This is a genomic window from Corynebacterium sp. ACRQJ, assembly GCF_022346045.1.
Taxonomy (GTDB): Bacteria; Actinomycetota; Actinomycetes; order Mycobacteriales; family Mycobacteriaceae; genus Corynebacterium; species Corynebacterium evansiae.
On record NZ_JAKRMT010000051.1, the window covers coordinates 1 to 813 of the forward strand.

The following is an 813-nucleotide window of genomic DNA, read 5'->3' on the forward strand; positions in this document are numbered from 1 at the left end:
GGGCGACCCATGTGGATGCTTGGTCAAGGTCGGTGATGCGAGTGAGTTTCAGGGCTAGGCGGTAGAGGGTTTTGCCGGCATCGGTGCGGGGGTTGCTGGTGGTGTGGCGGCGGACTGTTCGTTGGGCGTGGACGAGGCAGCGTTGGATGCGTGTTGTTGGCCAGCAGTGGTGGATGGCTGATTGGGCACCTTGTCCGCCGTCTGTGACTGCGATTAGTGGTGCGGCAATGGGGCGTAGGAGTTCGGTGTAGGCGGCGGTGGTTTCGTGTCTGGCCCAGGTCCAGTTGATGACGTGGGTTTTACTGGCTGCGATCAGGAGGCATCCGGACTTTAGATAGGTCGCGTCGAGGAAGATTTGGTCATGGATGCGGAATGAGTCGATGGTGGGTGTGGGGATGATCCACCAGCACCATCGGAATCGGTGGTGCATGGTTTGCCTGGTTACGCCATGGTGTGCGGCGAAGGTGGTTAGAGATTGGGTGCCGGTGGCCCATTGGATGAACAAAGCCATGGTGGCGGTATTTTTGTTGTGGGTTTGGGTGTTGCGGGTAAAGGAGTGTCCGCAGTGGGTGCAGCGCCAACGGGTGGTTGATTTGCTGGTGGTGCCGTTTTTCTTTGTGTTGTTGCCGCATAGTGGGCAGCTGGGGCGGTTGGTGGTCATCCTTTAATCCAACCGGTGTGCGGTTAGCACAAATGTGGCCGGAGGTGCGGGATGGTGTGGGTAATAGCTTTCGGGGAGCTATTCTTTGGTGATTTGTGGTGTGTGGTCTGGGGTTATGGTGGCATGCGGACACACTTTTCTTTACTTAACCC

General features: G+C 57.4%; 1 pseudogene. It reads right to left on the reverse strand.

Features of this window, described 5'->3' with window-relative positions:
- A pseudogene (locus MHX52_RS10340) lies at window positions 1–661 on the reverse strand (IS256-like element IS3503 family transposase); the annotation flags it as partial.
- Window positions 662–813 lie beyond the last annotated feature (152 nt).